Below are 17,287 nucleotides of genomic sequence, written 5' to 3' on the forward strand. Positions count from 1 at the left end.
AAATGTAAATAAATAATTGTATTTTCAATAAAAAATTAACACTTATGAAACATTTTTTAGGATTTATCTTTTTGCTATTTCTTGTGAGTTGCGCATCCAATAATATAAAAACAATTGAAGGAAAATGGAAACAAGATTTTTTGGATTATAAATCGAAAGTGGTAGAAGTTCCTTTGACAAAGAGTGATGCGGTTATGGATGTTTCAAGAAATAAATCAAAATTAAAAATAGAATTTGATTTTCAAGATGGTTATGAAAAAGATGTGACAGATTCTGTTGTGTTTAATTTTCCTCAACTCAAATTCAGAAAAATAAATCTTGATAAAACTTCTAATTATTATGATTTAACTTATAATGCGACTTGCGATTGTTTTTATGGTGAAATGAAATCATATTCTGGAAATGTATTAAATATAAAATTGAACAGAGTTTCTTCGGTTAAATAAATTTAATGGAAATCATTATCTTTGCACAAAATTATTAGAACATCGTTCTAATATTCAATCATTAAAAAAAGAGACAACATATATGAAATGTGGAATTGTTGGATTGCCTAATGTTGGTAAATCTACTTTATTTAACTGTTTGTCGAATGCAAAAGCGCAATCGGCGAATTATCCTTTCTGTACAATTGAACCAAATGTAGGAACAGTTTCTGTACCAGATACTCGTCTAAATCAGTTAGAAGCAATTGTAAATCCAGAGCGCGTTGTGCCTGCGGTTGTAGAAATTGTAGATATTGCTGGTTTAGTAAAAGGAGCAAGTAAGGGAGAAGGTTTAGGAAATCAATTTTTAGGAAATATCCGCGAGTGTAATGCAATTATTCACGTTTTACGTTGTTTCGAAAACGAAAATATTACACATGTTGATGGTTCTATTAATCCATTGCGTGATAAAGAAACAATTGATATTGAGTTGCAATTGAAAGATTTGGATACAGTTACAAAACGTATCGATAAATCTAAAAAAGCAGCAAAAGCAGGAAATAAAGACGAACAAAAAGTTGTAGAAGTTTTAACAGCTGTAATCGCTCATTTAGAAGAGTTGAAAAATGTTCGTGAAATGGATTTGGACGAAAAAGAGCAAGAAATTGTAGATTCGTTACAATTGATTACTTCTAAACCAGTTTTGTACTTATGTAATGTAGACGAGTCTGCTGCAAAAGACGGAAACGAATGGGTAGAAAAAGTGAAAGAAGCTGTAAAAGATGAACACGCAGAAGTGTTAATTTTAGCGGCACAAATAGAAGCTGATATCAACGAGTTAGAAACGTTTGATGAGCGTCAAATTTTCTTGGAAGAATTAGGATTAGAAGAGCCAGGAGTTAATCGTTTGATTCGTTCTGCTTATACATTGTTAGATTTAGAGACATATTTCACAGCAGGTGTAAAAGAAGTTCGTGCTTGGACAATCAAAAAAGGTTCTACAGGACCACAAGCGGCTGGAGTTATTCATACCGATTTCGAGAAAGGATTTATTCGTGCAGAGGTAATCAAATTTGAGGATTTTATTACATACGGATCAGAATCTAAATGTCGTGAAGCAGGAAAATTAAACGTAGAAGGAAAAGCGTACATCGTACAAGATGGTGATATTATGCATTTCTTGTTTAATGTTTAAGATTTAAATTATATCTATATAAAAAGCTCAATCGAAAGATTGAGCTTTTATTTTTCTACAAACTTTTCAAATTTTCTAAAGCCATTAAAAGTGTTTCATCCTTTTTAGCAAAACAAAATCGGATTACTTTGTTATCTGTTTTATCATGGTAAAATGCTGAAATTGGTATTGTCGCAACTTTATTTTTGATGGTTAACTGTTTTGCAAACTCATCATCAGATAAATCACTTATTTTAGCATAATTTGCACTTACAAAATAAGTTCCTTCGCAAGGCAAAACTTCAAAATTTGTTGAAGCTAAACCTTTAACAAATAAATCTCTTTTTTGTTGAAAAAAATCATTCAAATGCAAGTAATGATCAGGTTTTTCTAAATAATCTGCAATTGCATATTGTGATGGTGTATGCGTAGAAAAAGTATTGAATTGGTGACATTTTCTAAACTCTTTCATCAATTCTTTTTCGGCTAAAATATAACCGATTTTCCAACCAGTTATGTGAAATAATTTTCCGAAAGAACCTACGATGAAAATCTTGTCTTTTACTGATTTTAATTTTGCAAAACTTTGATGCGATTTTCCATCAAATGTAATGTGCTCATAAACTTCATCTGCAAGCAAATAACAATTTGAATCTTTTAGGATTTGTTCAAATTGTTTTAAATCATTTTCGGATAAAATTTTTCCAGTTGGATTATTCGGATTATTAACGATAATCAATTTCGTTTTATCATTAATTTTTTTCTTCAATTCTTCAAAATCGATAGAATATTCAGGATATTTTAGCTGAATTGGAACAATTTTTCCTCCAAATAATTCAACCGTTGGTTGATATAAATCGTAAGCAGGTTCAAAAATAATTACTTCATCATTTGGATGAATTAATGTAGAAACAACATTAAAAATCGCTTGACTTGCACCACTCGTAATGTTAATTTCATTCTGAAAATCGTAATCAGATTGATAAAGATTAGAATATTTTTCTGAAAGTAATACACGCAATTTTTCGACGCCAGTCATTGGCGCGTACTGATTGTAATTTTGTGTTGAATAATAATTTAAACGACTAATTAATTCAGAATCTGCATTAAAGTCAGGAAAACCTTGCGCTAAATTAATCGCTTGATGTTCATTTGCCAATTGACTCATTACCGAAAAAATGGTTGTCGAAACATTGGGTAGTTTAGATTTTATCATATTGGTAAATTAGGTCGTTTTTGCTCAAAATCAAAACAATGAACCTTAATATTTTTAGGAAATTTTTTCTTATTTTTGTAAAACTCGTTTAACACTCAACAACTCAAATGTCAGAATTAGATCAACAAGTAAATTATACGGAAGACAATATCAAAACCCTTGATTGGCGCGAACATATTCGCATGCGACCTGGGATGTATATTGGGAAGCTGGGAGATGGTTCGTCTCAAGATGATGGAATTTATATTTTGTTGAAGGAGATTGTAGATAACTGTATCGATGAATTTGTGATGGGTGCAGGAAAAACAATCGAAATTAATCTGCGCGAAGATGAGGTAACGGTTCGTGATTATGGACGTGGAATTCCGCTTGGAAAAATGGTTGACGCCGTTTCTAAGATGAATACAGGTGGTAAATATGATTCACAAGCTTTCAAAAAATCGGTTGGTTTAAATGGTGTTGGTACAAAAGCTGTAAATGCGTTGTCAACATCGTTTCGAGTGCAATCTATTCGAGATGGAAAAACACGTATTGCAGAGTTTGAGCAAGGGATTTTAGCAAATCAAGAAGATGAAAAAGAAACATCTTTACGAAAAGGAACTAAAATTACATTTATCCCAGATAAATCGATTTTCTTGAATTTTAAATTCAGAAAAGAATATGTAGACAAAATGTTGAAAAACTATGTTTACTTAAATCCAGGATTGAAAATTATTTTCAATGGAGAAGAATTCTTTTCGAAAGACGGATTGAAAGATTTATTGAATGATAATATCGAGGAAGAAACAATTTATGATATCATCCATTTGAAAGGAGAAGATATCGAAATTGCGATGACGCACAGCTCGAAATCATATTCGGAAACGTATTATTCTTTTGTGAATGGTCAAAATACAACGCAAGGAGGAACACATTTAACAGCTTTTAAAGAGGCTGTTGTGAAAACTGTTCGCGAATTTTATAATAAAAATTATGATCCTGCGGATATTAGAAAATCAATTATTGGAGCAATTTCGATCAAAGTAATTGAGCCAGTTTTTGAATCGCAAACAAAAACTAAACTTGGTTCGAATGAAATTGGACCAGGAATGACAACGGTTCGCACGTTTGTAAATGATTTTATCAAAACGAATCTTGACAACTTTTTACATAAAAATACAGAAGTTGCGCAAGCATTAGAACGCAAGATTAAACAATCAGAAACGGAACGAAAAGAGCTTTCTGGAATTCGAAAATTAGCGCGTGATCGCGCCAAAAAAGTTAGTTTACATAACAAGAAATTGCGCGATTGTCGTCAACATTATAATGATCCGAAAGCTGAATTACGTTTAGATACAACTATTTTTATTACCGAGGGAGATTCGGCAAGTGGATCGATTACCAAAAGTAGAAGTGTAGAAACGCAAGCGGTTTTTAGTTTGAGAGGAAAACCGTTGAATTCATACGGTTTGACAAAGAAAATTGTTTATGAAAACGAAGAATTTAATCTTTTACAAGCGGCATTAAACATCGAAGAAGGATTAGAAGATTTACGTTACAATAATGTTGTAATTGCAACTGATGCTGACGTCGATGGAATGCACATTCGTTTGTTGATTATTACATTTTTCTTACAATTTTTCCCAGAATTGATCAAAGAGGGACATTTGTATATTTTGCAAACACCACTTTTTCGTGTGAGAAACAAGAAGGAAACACGTTATTGTTATTCTGAACCAGAACGTATAAAAGCGTTGGAAGAAGTTAAAAATCCAGAGATTACACGATTCAAAGGATTAGGTGAAATTTCGCCAGATGAGTTCAAACATTTTATCGGAAAAGATATTCGTTTAGAACCAGTAATGATTGGAAAAGATCAAACCATCGAAAGTCTTTTAGAATTTTACATGGGAAAAAATACACCAACAAGACAAGAATTTATTATTAACAATTTGGCTGTAGAAGCTATTAAAAATTAGAATATTATATAAAAAACTTACTTTCTATCTAACCTAAACACCTATTTTATAAATATGAAGAAGAATAATAAAAATGTGATACAGCTCTTTAAAATGCTAAATTTCACCATCGTTATTTTAATCATTCTAAACCTTATTATGTATGCTGGTATTTTACCTTACAAGTATCACATAATACCACCTTATGTTGTTGCAATTTTTATAGCGTTGTTTATTTATGTAAGCTATAAAAGTGGAAATCAATTTTTTGCGATAGACACAAAAGGTGAAACCATAACTTTTGAAACGAAGAATGTTGGATTTTTATCCTTCTTAGATTCAAAAACGAACAAAATCGATTTACCGAAGTATAAATTGATCAAATACGATTTTCAGAAAGGAATTCTTTCAAAAAACGTTGTCTTTTATATTAACAGTAAAAAGAATCCTACCAATTTAACAAAAGTCAAATTTCGTTTAGCATTCATTTCTAACCGAAATATTAATATTATTTTGACTGAATTAGACAAAATTGTGGAGTCTAATTGTATGGTCAAAAACAATGTAGAAGTAGCTATTTAACATGATGCAAGACAATCAAGAGAGCATCAAGAAGGTTTCTGGTATGTACCAAGAATGGTTTCTTGACTATGCCTCTTATGTAATTTTAGAACGAGCAATTCCATCTATTTATGATGGGTTGAAACCAGTTCAGCGTAGAATTTTACATTCAATGCGCGAGTTGGAAGACGGACGATATAACAAAGTTGCGAACATTGTAGGAAATACGATGAAATATCACCCGCATGGTGATATGGCGATTTCTGATGCAATGGTTCAAATTGGTCAAAAAGAATTGTTGATCGATATGCAAGGAAACTGGGGAAATATTTACACTGGTGACCGAGCAGCTGCGTCGCGTTATATCGAAGCTCGATTAACTAAATTTGCGTTAGAAGTTGTCTATAATCCAAAAACTACAAAATGGCAACCATCTTATGATGGTCGAAATAAAGAACCAATTGATCTTCCAATCAAATTTCCTTTGCTTTTGGCACAAGGAGTAGAAGGAATTGCAGTTGGTTTGTCAACAAAGATTTTGCCACACAATTTCAATGAGTTAATTGATGCGTCAATTTTACATCTGAAAGGAAAGAAATTTCAAATTTTCCCAGATTTTTTAACTTCTGGATTGGTTGATGTTTCCGATTATAATGATGGATTGCGTGGTGGTAAAGTGCGTATTCGTGCAAAGATTTTGCAAGAAGATAAAACAACGTTAAAAATTACGGAAATTCCTTACGGCACAACGACAGGATCTTTGATTGATTCAGTTTTAAAAGCCAATGATAAAGGTAAAATCAAGATCAAAAAGATTGAAGATAATACAGCGGCTGAAGTTGAGATTTTAATTCATCTTGTTCCAGGAAGTAGTCCAGACAAAACAATTGATGCATTGTATGCATTCACGGATTGCGAGATTTCTATTTCGCCAAATGCGTGTGTGATTAATGAACAAACACCAGAATTTTTAACAGTTTCTGAAATTTTAATTCACAATACAAACAATACAGTTGAATTGTTGAAAAAAGAGTTAGAAATTGAGTTAGATGAACTGCAAGAACAATGGCATTTTTCTTCGTTGGAACGAATTTTTATCGAGAATAGAATTTATCACGATATCGAAGAAGAAGAAACATGGGAAGGTGTAATTTCTGCGATTGATAAAGGGCTGAAGCCACATATTGCGCATTTAATTCGTCCAGTTACGGAAGAAGATATTACGCGTTTAACAGAAATTCGAATCAAACGTATTTCAAAATTTGATTTAGATAAAGCACAACAATTTATTGAATCATTAGAAGATAAAATCGAGAATGTAAAACATCATTTAGCAAATTTGATTGATTATGCGATCGATTATTTCAAAAACCTAAAGACAAAATACGGAAAAGGAAAAGAACGTAAAACAGAAATTAGAACATTTGATACGATTGATGCGACAAAAGTTGCCGTTGCAAATACACGTTTTTATGTGGATAGAAACGAAGGTTTTATCGGAACTTCATTGAAAAAAGACGAGTATTTATTCGAGTGTTCTGATATTGATGATATTGTGGTTTTCAAACATGATGGTTCGATGATTGTGACAAAAGTTGATGCAAAAACTTTTGTTGGAAAAGGAATTATTCATGTTGGAATTTGGCATAAAAATGATAAACGTACCATTTATAACTTGATTTATCGCGATGGTAAAAATGGTCCGGCTTATCAAAAACGTTTTGCTGTAACGGGAATTACTCGCGATAAAGAATATGATTTAACGGCTGGTAATAAAGGTTCGGAAGTGTTGTATTTTTCAGCAAATCCAAATGGAGAAGCCGAAGTTGTATCAATTATTTTAAAAACTCATCAACGAATCAAAAAATTAAAATTTGATATTAATTTTGCTGATTTAGCGATTAAAGGTCGTGCATCAAAAGGAAATTTAGTAACAAAATATCCAATCAAAAAAGTAGAATTGAAAGAGGAAGGAGTTTCGACTTTAGCACCTCGTCAAATTTGGTTTGATACGGATACAAAACGCCTAAATGCAGATGGATTGGGGATTTTATTAGGTTCTTTTAAGGGTGATGATAAAATTTTAACGATTAATAAAAAAGGTGAAGCAAAATTGGTTTCGTTTGATTTGAGTAATCGTTTTGACGAAGATTTAGAAATTATCGAGAAATGGAAACCTTCAAAACCGATTTCTTGCGTGTATTATGATGCAGAAAAAGATCGTTATTTTGTGAAACGTTTCCTTTTAGAAGATACATTTTCTCCACAAACTTTTTATACGTTAGAAGATGGTAAATCATCAATAAAAGTTGTTTCGACAGATTATTTACCAGTTATTGAGTTGATTTTCCCGAAAGTAAAAGGTTTAGAAAAAGAACCAGAAGTGATAAATTTAGAAGAATTTATTACAGTTAAAGGAATTAAAGCGCAAGGAAATCAATTGACGACATATAAATTAAAACAGATTAATGTGTTAGAACCGCTTCCATTCGAAGAACCAGAAGAAGAGGAGGAGTCAGAAGAAGAGCCGCAGCCGACGCTATTTGATGCGATTGAGGAGGATAATAATGAAGAAGAAAATATAGAAGAATAATGGGAGACATCTCTATTGTGGCATTAGTCGTTATTGGATTGAATGTTTTGGTAAGTTGGAAAGGTTTTAACGATTTAGCTTTTTTTGAAAAATATAAATTCCAAGTAGGGTCGATATTATATAATAAGGAATACTATAGAATTTTAAGTTCAGGATTTTTACATGTTGATTTTACTCATTTGTTATTCAATATGTTAACTCTTTACTTTTTTGCGAATCCTGTTATCGGTTTTTTTGCAAGTCCAGAAGGATTTTTATTAGGAGACTTTTCGAATGCTAAACTAAATGTAGGTTACGGAATGTTTCTTTTAGTTTTTTTTGCAGCGGTTATTGGCGGAAATCTTTTGTCTTTGTTGATTCACAAGAAAGAAACTTTTTATTCGGCAGTAGGAGCTTCTGGAGGAGTCACAGGGATTTTATTCGCTGCAATTGCAGCTTTTCCTGAAATGGAATTAAGATTATTTTTTGCTTTACCAATTCCAGCCTGGATTTTCGGAATTTTATATTTAGGATATTCAGTTTATGGAATGAAAACTAATTTAGGGAACATCGGGCATTCAGCGCATTTAGGTGGAGCAATTGTGGGATTATTATCTGCAATATTATTTTATCCAACAATTTTACAAATCAATACATATTATATTTTAGGAATGATTGTTCCATTAATTGTATTGCTTGTGATGATTTTGAGAGAACATCGAAAATAAAAAAATAAGACAAAAAAAAAGCATCAAAATTACTTGATGCTTTTTTTATGATAATGTTATAATATTCTTTTTACGTATAAGAATTTTGGTCCCCAATATCTATCATTTAAAGAAGATACCATAACACCTTGAGAAGTAGATGAATGAATAAATTCTAAAACTCCATCTTTATTTCTTCCATGAACAATTCCTACATGCGAAACTCTACCACGACCTCTTGTTGCAAAGAAAACTAAATCTCCTTCCTTTGCTTCGTCTGTACTAACTGTAAAACCTTCTCTTGCCTGATCTGCAGATACACGAGGTAAATTTTTATTGAAAGTTTCGAAAACGTTTCTAACAAAGGCAGAACAATCAATACCACTTCTTGTTGTGCCTCCGTATCGGTAAGGTGTACCAATATACGTTTCTGCTTCTTTTAATAAAAACCCTGCAAACAATTCATTCGTTTCTTCTAAAACGCTGTTTAACACAACCATAGATTTCGCTTCATCGTTAATTTCTATTGGTGTAACATCTAAATTGGCATGTTTATTGATTATTTTAGCTTGAGCTTCAATAGCTCTTGGTTTCGGTACGAAACTTCTCGAAGAATATTCTGTAGCTTCACTAACTGGGGTTAAAGATGAACATGATGTAATAAACATCGTGCAAACCACTGCAGCTACACCTAATATCGATGCTTTCATATATTGAGTATTCGTTTGTATAAATTTTAATAGCACCGCTAAAGTAATTGTTAAAATTATAACTCATTATATATAAGAGTTGTTTTGACAAAATATTAACTTCCTTAACATTTTTTAACAAAAACATATTCAAAAAAACTTTTAAATATATTTGGAAGTCCAAAAAATTGTTCTACATTTGCACTCGCTTTTCACAACAAGTGGTTAAGCCGTCATGCGGCCCATTCGTCTAGTGGTTAGGACATCAGGTTTTCATCCTGGAAACAGGAGTTCGATTCTCCTATGGGCTACATAAAAGTGTTTTAGAAAATTATTAAATTAATTTGGCGAGATAAAATATTTGTTTATATCTTTGCCGAACTAAAATAGAAAGAGATTTAAGTTATGGCAAATCATAAGTCAGCATTAAAAAGAATTAGACAGTCAGCGGTAAGACGCGATCGTAATAAATATTATCACAAATCAGCTCGTACAGCTATTAAAGCTTTAAGATCTGAGTCTGATAAAAATGAAGCAGAAACAGTTTTTCCGAAAGTTTCTTCAATGATTGATAAGTTAGCAAAAAGAAACATTATTCACAAGAATAAAGCTTCAAACTTAAAATCAAAGTTAGCGAAACATATTGCGGGATTAGCTTAATAAAATAAAAGTGGTCCCTTCGTCTATCGGTTAGGACACTAGATTTTCATTCTAGAAAGAGGGGTTCGATTCCCCTAGGGACTACAAATTAATAGATGGATTGCATTATTGCAATCTTTTTTTTCCTTGTTCATAGTTGTTGATTTTTTAAACAACCAGTAGAATACTGTGTAAAGGAAATTGTTTTTTGTGTTTTGTTTGTAAAGGTTAATCATAATGTTTAGATGATTAATCGGGAATGAAAATGTCGCTGTATAATTCAACTTGGTTCAAATTATTAGAATTATACATCGACTTTTCTACAACTCCCAACACAAAATGACGTTCATTCAAAATAAATAATATTCGAATTAATTAATTCATATTAAGTGGTCCCTTCGTCTATCGGTTAGGACACTAGATTTTCATTCTAGAAAGAGGGGTTCGATTCCCCTAGGGACTACAATTTGACTTGATTAAAAAAAATAGTATAAATTTTTCGAAAATTGTTTGGTAATAAAAAATAAACGTTTATTTTTGCACCACAATAATACGAAAGGAGGTCCCTTCGTCTATCGGTTAGGACACTAGATTTTCATTCTAGAAAGAGGGGTTCGATTCCCCTAGGGACTACTAAAAAGCATTCAGATTTGGATGCTTTTTTTATTTTGAAATAGTTTAGTTTATATTGATTTATTGCGATCAATAAAAAAGCGTTTGAGGAAATAAACTTCAAACGCTTTTTGCTTTTATAAAAGATCCTTTTATAGCTTTGGAATAGCTTCTATCAATTCTTTGGTATAGTTTGTTGTCGGATGCGCATAAACCTTGTCTGCATCGTTCAATTCTTTCATTTCTCCGTGTTGCATCACCAATAATTGATCGCTCATATATTTTACAACCGCCAAATCGTGCGAGATAAATATATAGGTAAATCCAAATTCTGTTTTCAAATCATTTAATAAATTCAAAACTTGTGCCTGAACAGAAACATCCAACGCAGAAACAGATTCATCACAAATGATAAATTTAGGATTTAAAGCCAAAGCACGAGCAATCCCAATTCGTTGACGTTGCCCACCAGAAAATTCGTGCGGATATTTGTTCAAATCTTGATCTGATAAACCTACTTTTTGCAAAAGAGATGAAGCCGTTTGTAATCGTTCCGATTTATTCTGACCAATTTTATGCACTTGCATTGGCTCCGTAATAATTTGCGCAACGGTTTGTCGGGGATTCAAACTTGAATATGGATCTTGGAAAATAATCTGAATCTCTCTTCTTAATTTACGAATCTCCTCTTTTTTCAGTTTCGTAATATCTATACCATTATAATAAATTTCGCCAGCAGTTGGTTTTTCTAATAACAAAACAGTTCTACTCAATGTTGTTTTTCCAGAACCCGATTCGCCAACCAAGCCCATTGTTTCACCTGGATAAACTTTGAACGAAATATCATCGACAGCTTTTACATTCGGGATGGTTGCATTTCCAAATAAAGTCGAAGGATAGAAGTATTTCTTCAAATTCTTAACCTCTAAAATTGGAGGATTTGCATAAATTTTTTCGTGAAAAGCTTCGCGTTCTTCTTCTGTATAGATTTCAGTTTCGAAATTTGGATTTTCTAAGAAATCTTTCACCGTAGGTAAACGTTTTGCGCGTTCATCCAATCGAGGTCGACAAGCAATTAATCCTTTTGTATAATTTTCTTTCGGATGATTAAAAATTGTTTCTACATTTCCTTGTTCCACAACATCACCACGAAACATCACCAAAACTTCTTCACAAACATTCGCAATCACGCCCAAATCGTGAGAAATAAACAACATGCTCATGTTATTTTTTTCTTGTAATTCTTTCAACAAATCTAATGTCGCTTTTTGTACTGTAACGTCCAAAGCAGTTGTTGGTTCATCGGCAATCAATAATTTGGGTTCACAAGAAATCGCCATTGCTATCATTACACGTTGCTTTTGTCCACCAGATAATTCGTGTGGATAAGCTTTATAAATACGTTCGGGATTTGGTAATTTAACTTGTTCAAAAAGATGAAGAACTTTCTTTTTAGCTTCTTCTTTCGATAAATTTTGATGCAAACGAATCGCTTCCTCCACTTGTTCTCCGCAACGCAAACTTGGATTTAGAGAAGTCATCGGTTCTTGAAAAATCATTCCAATTTCATTTCCTCTTATTTCTTCCAGTTCTTTAGGCGAAAGCTTAAGTAAATCTATCATTTTATCATCTTGACGAAAAAGAATTTCACTTTCGGGATGAATTGTCGCATTAGGAGACAATAAACCCATAATAGCTAATGAAGTTAACGACTTTCCAGAGCCAGATTCTCCAACAATTCCTAATGTATCGCCTTGTTCTACTTTGAAATTGATGTTATTCAGAACTTGTTTATCTCCAAAAGAAATCGATAAATTTTTGACTTCGATAATATAATGTAAATCTTGCTTTTGCATGGCAAATTGTTGCTTGGTAAATGAAGTGGAAATTTAGTGATTTTTTTAATCATTTTCTCGAATCAATAATTTCTAAGATTTTGTATTTATAAATTTTGTAATTTTGCTACGAATCAAAACGTTGTGATTTTTAATTTTTTTTATTAATTTAGATGTATTGATTTACTGACTTATAAAAACTTATAACAAGTCAGTTTTTTAAATTCGAAGAATGGATACATACTCCCAGATTTCGACATTGTTTTTAGTCGCTAATCACAATGTCGCCGATGAAATTTCTGTAGCAAAACTTTTGCTTACAATTTTCCTTGTTTTATTAAATGGTTTTTTCGTTGCAGCCGAGTTTGCAATTGTAAAAGTACGTTCGTCACAAATTGAAGTTAATCAAGATATTAACGAAAGAACTTCAAATGCTGCAAAACGAATCGTTAATCATTTAGATTCTTATCTTGCCGCAACACAGTTAGGTATTACATTAGCTTCGCTTGGTCTTGGTTGGGTTGGAGAAAGCTCTTTAACTCCTGTAATCGTAAAACTTTTTGAAGTAGTTGGTTTAACTTCTCCTTCTTGGACAGCGATTGCGCATAATGTTGCGTTCCCAGCAGCTTTCGTTATCATTACTATTTTGCACATTGTTTTTGGTGAATTAGCACCAAAATCTATCGCAATTCAGTATCCAACAAAAACTACATTTACAGTAGCTTGGCCACTTCGTGCATTTTATTTTGTTTTCAAACCACTTATTGTATTAATGAATGGTTTGGCAACTGTTATTTTGCGTGCGGTTGGAATTCATCCTATTCATGGTGGAGAAATTCACACAGAAGAAGAGTTGAAAATGATTATTACAGAAAGTTCTGAAGGTGGAGCAATTGAAGAATCTGAGCGTAATTTAATTCAAAATGTGTTTGAGTTTGATGATCGTCGTGTGATGAATATTCAAACGTTGCGTAAAAATGTTTCAGCAATTAATATTAATACTTCTGTAAAAGATGCATTAGATTATGCGATTAATGAAGGTTATTCGCGTTATCCTGTTTACGAAGAAGAATTTGATAATATAAAAGGTGTCATTTACGCAAAAGATTTAATCAAGCAATTGTTAGAAAATCCAAATCAAACTGAAATTGAAGGATTGTTACGTGAGCCAATTTTTATTTCAGAAAATGCGTTGATTAAAAATGTAATGAAACAATTTCAGAAAAAACATATGCAAATTGCAATTGTAACAAATGAAGTTGGTGAAGTTGCAGGGATTGTTTCGATGGAAGATATTTTGGAGGAATTGGTTGGAGAAATTCAAGACGAATATGATAACGAAGATCCAATTGTTTCTCGTGTTTCTGAAGGTGTTTATAATATAAATGCACACAATGCGATAAGCGATATTAATCGTTTAGTACCGTTTAGATTCGAAGAAAGCGAACATTATGATACGCTGGCTGGATTGATTTCTGAATGTTATCCTGATAAGGAATTAACGGAAGGAGATTTGATTGATTTGGAAGAATATACAGGAACAATTATCAAAATGTACCGAAATTCTGTTGAGCAAGTACAATTGAAAGTGAAAGATGAATTGATTGAAAACTTCCGCGATGAACCAGATTCAGCAGAAGATGATGAAAATTAATCATTAAATATAAAAACAAAAAAATCCGCTCATTGAGCGGATTTTTTTGTTTTTATATATCTTCTTTTCGTTGTAAAGGTTGATCGTAGCGCATTTTCCTGAAAACATTAATCAAGGTTACAACATCTTTTTCACAATAATCTTTGATGCGTTCAACATTGTTTTCATCGTAATATACACGCGCAACTTGTGAACCATCGATATCATCTTTTGGAGTTGGAATTTCGAAAACATTTGCCAATAAATCTAAGGATGTAAAGTTCTTGTAATCACCAAATTTCCATAATTCCATTGTATCCAAATGCTGAACTTCCCATGGTTTTTTACCAAATAATTGCAAAATAGCTGGAATTTCAATTTGATTAATCATCATTCGGCGAGCGATGTACGGAAAATCAAATTCTTTTCCGTTGTGCGCACATAAAATATGATCAGGCTTGAAAAAGTTTTCAATCAACATTGAATTGAAATCTTCTAACAATTTTTTCTCATCATGTTCATAAAAACTTTTGATGTGAATAAAAGAATCTTTGACCACAATTCCGACCGAAATACAAACTATTTTCCCAAATTCAGCCATAATTCCAGCGCGTTCGTGGTAGAATTCTTCAGGAGAAATCTCGTTATTATTGCGTTGATAAGCTGTTTTCTTTTCCCAAAGAGCTTGTGTTCTTTCAGACAAAAGATTCCAATCATCGGTTTGTGGAACCGTTTCGATGTCTAAAAATAATATTTTACTGTATTGAATTCGTTGGATCATTTTCTTTCACTTTTTGATTAATTCGCATCGCTTCGTCTACCAATCGATAAACATCGCCATCTGCAATTGGACGATTATTTGGCTGATCATTATGCGTTTTTCCAGTTCGAACAACAACTAATTTTTCTGAAGGAATTACAATGATACGTTGTCCCAAATGTCCTAACATTGCATAAAAAGGCGTTTTGTAATTGTAATCCATCCAAACTGAATAACCATAAATTTGTGGTTCATTTGGTCCAAACGCTTTTTTGTTTGGTAAAACCATTTTCTGAACAAATGCTGAATCCAAAATTTGTTTTCCGTACCAATTTCCATCATTCAATAATAATTGCCCAAGTTTGGCAAAATCTCGCGCTGTCGCATTGAAGCAACAATAGGTTTTCTCCATTCCTTTCGGATTATCTTTCGACCATTGCGCATCTAATTCCATACCCATTGGTTGCCAAAATTCTTCTTGAAAATATTGCGATAACGATTTATTTTTCACTGCGCGTTCAATCACAATTCCTAATAATTGCGTGTCACTCGATTGATATTTGAAATGTCCGCCAGGTTGAGAAACAAATTTTCGATCTAACATTTGTTTAACGATATCATCACCATAATACGCTTTAGCAGTAGGATTGAGTGGGAAATAATAATCTTCGTCCCAATCATAACCAGATGTCATCGCAGATAAATCGCCAACGGTACATTCAGCTCCAAATTTATCATCTTTAAATTCAGGAATGAAATCTGTTATTTTTTGATCTAAACCTTTGATATAACCTTGTTCAATCGCTTTTCCCAACATCATTGTTGTGAATGTTTTCGCCATCGAAAAAGAATTGGTAATATCATTTTGCGCATATCCATTAAAATAATATTCGCTCAAAATTTGATTATCTTTTATAATAACCAATCCAGCAGTTCCGAAATCGTTCATCTCCTTTTCGAAATTAGCTGACAGCGAAAATTGATTATAATCTAAATGTTGATGCCAAACTCGCGGTGCATCTGCCAAAATTACATTGTTATCAAAATCTTTGTGATCGTTGATATTCGCAGTGCTTTCACCTTTCATATAGGTTAATTTTACGCCACGAAAAATGTAGTCATTCCCTGTTGCATAAAGAATTAGGATTAATACACAAATGATTATGATGAACCATTTTATTATTTTCCAAAGTATTTTCATTTCAAAAATTTAGAATCTTTTACTAAAATAAGCTTTTACTATTAAATAATGTTAAAATTCTATCATTTCGGAATCATATTTGTTGAGTTATTATGTATCTTTATACAAGAAAATTAAATCTAAAAAATAAATATTATGGCTTTTGAATTAGCAAAATTACCTTATGCATTTGATGCATTAGAACCTCATATTGACGCAAAAACAATGGAAATTCACCATGATAAACACCATGCTGCGTACACAAATAATTTGAATGCTGCTATTGAAGGAACTGATTTAGCAAACGCTACAATCGAAGAAATTTTAGCAAAAGGAACTGACAAACCAGCTGTTCGTAACAATGGTGGAGGTTTTTATAATCACAATTTATTCTGGGAAATTTTAACTCCAGGTGGTGCTAATCAACCAACTGCAGAAGTTGCTGATGCAATTAACGCTGCTTTTGGATCTTTTGAAGCTTTCAAAGATGAGTTTTCTAAAGCTGCTGCAACACGCTTTGGTTCTGGATGGGCTTGGTTAATCGTAAAAGATGGAAAATTAGTTGTAACATCAACTCCAAATCAAGATTCTACTTTGATGCCAGTTGCTGATGTTCAGGGATTTCCAGTTTTAGGATTAGATGTCTGGGAACATGCTTATTACTTAAATTACCAAAACCGTCGTCCTGATTATATCGAGGCTTTCTTCTCTGTAATTAACTGGGATAAAGTTGCTGAAAGATTTGCATCTGCTAAATAATAAGGTTTAAAAAAATTAAACAATACAAGACTTGTGTAGAAATACGCAAGTCTTTTTTTATCTTTGGACTATGGGTGTAATAATTTTAGAAAATATAAAAATATATTCGAATCACGGATGTTTAGACGAAGAAGCACGTATTGGTTCTGATTATTTGGTTGATTTGGAAGCGCATGCAGACTTTACGAAAGCAACAGAATCGGATGAATTGGTTGATGCTTTGGATTATGTTTCGTTAAATAAAATTGTGAAGGAAGAAGTAGGTATTCGTTCAAAACTTTTGGAACATGTTTGCAAAAGAGTGTTAGATCGTATAGGTCAAGAACTTACGAATGTCACATATGCAAAAGTAAAATTATCTAAGCTGAATCCTCCTATTGGTGGGCATGTAGAAAAAGTGAGTGTTATTTTAGAAAAATCGTATTAAACTTTTTTTTTCTGAAATTATTGCTATATTTGCAATCCAAAACAACGGGAATGGTTCCTTGACCGAGAGGCTAGGTAGCGGTCTGCAAAACCGTCCACAGCGGTTCGAATCCGCTAGGAACCTCAAAAAGCACTAATCAATTTGATTAGTGCTTTTTTTAT

The 17,287-nt window shown here is 32.3% G+C and carries 15 protein-coding genes and 5 tRNA genes; 15 read left to right on the forward strand and 5 right to left on the reverse strand.

Annotated elements, in window-relative coordinates; all coding sequences use genetic code 11:
* The first annotated feature begins 44 nt into the window (after positions 1-44).
* Together B4J88_RS13800 and ychF are read left to right on the forward strand one after the other, a co-directional pair.
* Entirely contained in the window at positions 45-446 is a 402-nt protein-coding gene (locus B4J88_RS13800; protein ID WP_219034023.1) for a hypothetical protein, read from the forward strand.
* Positions 447-528: 82 nt separating this feature from the next.
* Positions 529-1,620 (forward strand): redox-regulated ATPase YchF, encoded by a 1,092-nt coding sequence (gene ychF / locus B4J88_RS13805; RefSeq protein ID WP_125348936.1) that lies wholly within the window; start codon positions 529-531, stop codon positions 1,618-1,620.
* A 55-nt stretch (positions 1,621-1,675) separates the two neighbouring features.
* On the opposite strand, the gene B4J88_RS13810 is transcribed toward ychF, so the two are convergent.
* Positions 1,676-2,815 (reverse strand): methionine aminotransferase, encoded by a 1,140-nt coding sequence (locus B4J88_RS13810; RefSeq protein WP_114998290.1) that lies wholly within the window; start codon positions 2,813-2,815, stop codon positions 1,676-1,678.
* Between the two features lie 107 nt (positions 2,816-2,922).
* Here B4J88_RS13810 and B4J88_RS13815 point away from each other — a divergent pair, with 107 nt between their 5' ends.
* From B4J88_RS13815 to B4J88_RS13830, 4 genes are all read left to right on the forward strand, one after another.
* Positions 2,923-4,773: a DNA topoisomerase IV subunit B gene (locus tag B4J88_RS13815; RefSeq protein WP_125348938.1), complete on the forward strand. Its 1,851-nt coding sequence runs from the start codon at positions 2,923-2,925 to the stop codon at positions 4,771-4,773.
* A gap of 93 nt (positions 4,774-4,866) precedes the next feature.
* A complete protein-coding gene (locus tag B4J88_RS13820) occupies positions 4,867-5,334 on the forward strand; it encodes a hypothetical protein (RefSeq protein ID WP_221854409.1) in 468 nt (155 codons plus the stop codon).
* A 4-nt stretch (positions 5,335-5,338) separates the two neighbouring features.
* Positions 5,339-7,906, forward strand: a complete 2,568-nt coding sequence (locus B4J88_RS13825; RefSeq protein ID WP_219034066.1) for a DNA gyrase/topoisomerase IV subunit A — start codon at positions 5,339-5,341, stop codon at positions 7,904-7,906.
* Entirely contained in the window at positions 7,906-8,613 is a 708-nt protein-coding gene (locus tag B4J88_RS13830; RefSeq protein WP_286494940.1) for a rhomboid family intramembrane serine protease, read from the forward strand. Before B4J88_RS13825 ends, B4J88_RS13830 begins: the two co-directional genes overlap by 1 nt.
* Positions 8,614-8,669: 56 nt before the next feature.
* Here the strand turns inward: B4J88_RS13830 and B4J88_RS13835 are convergent, their stop codons facing one another.
* A complete protein-coding gene (locus B4J88_RS13835) occupies positions 8,670-9,302 on the reverse strand; it encodes a C40 family peptidase (RefSeq protein WP_038334971.1) in 633 nt (210 codons plus the stop codon).
* A 218-nt stretch (positions 9,303-9,520) separates the two neighbouring features.
* Here B4J88_RS13835 and B4J88_RS13840 point away from each other — a divergent pair.
* From B4J88_RS13840 to B4J88_RS13860, 5 genes are all read left to right on the forward strand, one after another.
* A tRNA-Glu gene (locus B4J88_RS13840) sits at positions 9,521-9,592 on the forward strand.
* 94 nt (positions 9,593-9,686) lie between these two features.
* Entirely contained in the window at positions 9,687-9,941 is a 255-nt protein-coding gene (gene rpsT / locus B4J88_RS13845) for a 30S ribosomal protein S20 (RefSeq protein WP_038334974.1), read from the forward strand.
* A 12-nt stretch (positions 9,942-9,953) separates the two neighbouring features.
* A tRNA-Glu gene (locus B4J88_RS13850) sits at positions 9,954-10,025 on the forward strand.
* A gap of 286 nt (positions 10,026-10,311) precedes the next feature.
* Positions 10,312-10,383, forward strand: a tRNA-Glu gene (locus B4J88_RS13855).
* Positions 10,384-10,481: 98 nt separating this feature from the next.
* Positions 10,482-10,553, forward strand: a tRNA-Glu gene (locus tag B4J88_RS13860).
* A 131-nt stretch (positions 10,554-10,684) separates the two neighbouring features.
* Here the strand turns inward: B4J88_RS13860 and B4J88_RS13865 are convergent.
* On the reverse strand, positions 10,685-12,421 hold the full coding sequence (locus B4J88_RS13865) for an ABC transporter ATP-binding protein (protein ID WP_291067931.1): 1,737 nt from the start codon (positions 12,419-12,421) through the stop codon (positions 10,685-10,687).
* Between the two features lie 178 nt (positions 12,422-12,599).
* Here B4J88_RS13865 and B4J88_RS13870 point away from each other — a divergent pair, with 178 nt between their 5' ends.
* Positions 12,600-14,021: a hemolysin family protein gene (locus B4J88_RS13870; protein WP_280045420.1), complete on the forward strand. Its 1,422-nt coding sequence runs from the start codon at positions 12,600-12,602 to the stop codon at positions 14,019-14,021.
* A gap of 52 nt (positions 14,022-14,073) precedes the next feature.
* Here the strand turns inward: B4J88_RS13870 and B4J88_RS13875 are convergent, their stop codons facing one another.
* Both B4J88_RS13875 and B4J88_RS13880 read right to left on the reverse strand, forming a co-directional pair.
* Entirely contained in the window at positions 14,074-14,781 is a 708-nt protein-coding gene (locus B4J88_RS13875; protein ID WP_125348998.1) for a 3'-5' exonuclease, read from the reverse strand.
* Positions 14,756-15,961 carry a serine hydrolase domain-containing protein gene (locus tag B4J88_RS13880; RefSeq protein WP_291067868.1) on the reverse strand — a complete coding sequence of 402 codons (1,206 nt, stop codon included), beginning with the start codon at positions 15,959-15,961 and terminating at the stop codon, positions 14,756-14,758. Before B4J88_RS13880 ends, B4J88_RS13875 begins: the two co-directional genes overlap by 26 nt.
* Positions 15,962-16,096: 135 nt before the next feature.
* Between B4J88_RS13880 and B4J88_RS13885 the strand changes: the two genes are divergently transcribed.
* From B4J88_RS13885 to B4J88_RS13895, 3 genes are all read left to right on the forward strand, one after another.
* Entirely contained in the window at positions 16,097-16,699 is a 603-nt protein-coding gene (locus B4J88_RS13885; RefSeq protein WP_038334988.1) for a superoxide dismutase, read from the forward strand.
* Between the two features lie 70 nt (positions 16,700-16,769).
* Positions 16,770-17,126 carry a dihydroneopterin aldolase gene (gene folB / locus B4J88_RS13890; protein WP_038334989.1) on the forward strand — a complete coding sequence of 119 codons (357 nt, stop codon included), beginning with the start codon at positions 16,770-16,772 and terminating at the stop codon, positions 17,124-17,126.
* A 52-nt stretch (positions 17,127-17,178) separates the two neighbouring features.
* A tRNA-Cys gene (locus B4J88_RS13895) sits at positions 17,179-17,249 on the forward strand.
* Positions 17,250-17,287: the final 38 nt, after the last annotated feature.

Source organism: Empedobacter sp. UBA5036 (genome assembly GCF_002415215.1).
GTDB lineage: Bacteria > Bacteroidota > Bacteroidia > Flavobacteriales > Weeksellaceae > Empedobacter > Empedobacter falsenii_B.